Below are 1,182 nucleotides of genomic sequence, written 5' to 3' on the forward strand. Positions count from 1 at the left end.
TTCATGCATGATCATGTCCGTTTTTGGAAATATTCAAATCGGCATGAACCCTTCCTTTGCCGAAAAGAGGGAAGGGGAGCACGAAATTGTTTCCAAAATGCGGGAGACGGTTTTGGGAATTACAGTCAAAAACATGCAGGAAACCTTTCATGATGCCCAAGCGACCAAAGAGGCGGCCCTTTCCATGTTTAAGCTGGGTATTTTGGGTTTGGAAGATCGTGCCCAGGTGGAAGCCCTCTATTGGCAGGCATGCCGGCAGATTGTGGCCCTTAATTCCAAGAGAAAAAGGGTGCCCAAGGAAACAGCCCACTTAGATAAACTTTTGGCCGACCAATATCTGGCCAATTTTTCACTTTTTCAGTCAGCCCCGGACCATTGGGCTTTTGACCAGATTTTTCCCATTGTTCCTCTGCATCGCCTTGATGAACACCCCCAGCGTTTTGGTACCATCGTTGATATTACCTGTGATAGCGATGGGAAAATAGACGAGTTTGTTGATTCTTCAGGACATCGGTCCAACCTGGGATTGCACGAATTAAAAACGGGCGAGCCCTATTACATCGGCATGTTTATGCTGGGGGCTTACCAGGACATCATGGGGGATATGCATAATTTGTTTGGACGTGTTAACGAGGTGCATGTGTTTTGTGATGATGAAGACCCTGAGGATTTTTATTTGGAAGAAGTGATTCCGGGCGATAATATTGCCGATGTTTTGGAACGTGTTCAATACCTGCCCACTGAAATGGCGAAAATTATCAAAAAAGCTGTTGATGAAAAAATAAAGCTGGGTTCCATCAAGCCAAAAGAAGGAGTCACACTCATCGACTTTTATGAGCAGGTGATGAAAAGCTATACTTATTTAGTCACTTAAGTCCTGCATTTTTTCTTAATGAAGGGTAGAAGAAGGGCAGCCCATTTCTTCTATTTCTTCCCTTTGCCTTAAAAGACGGTTGGCCACTTCAAATTCTGGCCCGTCTAACGGGACTCCAGTTTCTAACCACAACTGGGTAAAACGGTCCGAATGGATTCTTTCTAACGCAACTTCTTCGCATATTTGCATTAAAAGTAGCTCGTTTTTCGTCATGGGGGACCCCCTTTTCATTGAAAGTCATCATATATAATTTATCACTAGTGTCCGGTTAACAGTCGAATAAATTCAACTGGTTATAGGTTTCGTTC

1 protein-coding gene and 1 pseudogene (1 of these 2 cut by a window edge) are annotated in these 1,182 nt (G+C 43.7%); one reads left to right on the forward strand and one right to left on the reverse strand.

The window, feature by feature from the left end; translation table 11 throughout:
* Positions 1-874, forward strand: a pseudogene (locus A2048_09675) (arginine decarboxylase); it begins 930 nt to the left of the window's first position.
* Between the two features lie 15 nt (positions 875-889).
* Here A2048_09675 and A2048_09680 read toward each other — a convergent pair.
* The gene (locus tag A2048_09680) at positions 890-1,087 is read right to left on the reverse strand and encodes a hypothetical protein (GenBank protein OGP10008.1); all 198 of its coding nucleotides are present in this window, start codon (positions 1,085-1,087) and stop codon (positions 890-892) included.
* Positions 1,088-1,182 lie beyond the last annotated feature (95 nt).

The organism is Deltaproteobacteria bacterium GWA2_45_12, assembly GCA_001797365.1.
Classification (GTDB): Bacteria; UBA10199; UBA10199; order UBA10199; family UBA10199; genus UBA10199.

What these genes read in the sequence shown, in the direction of transcription:
- A2048_09680 (OGP10008.1), bottom strand. Translation starts at nt 1,087, where the DNA reads ATGACGAAAAACGAGCTACTTTTAATGCAAATATGCGAAGAAGTTGCG.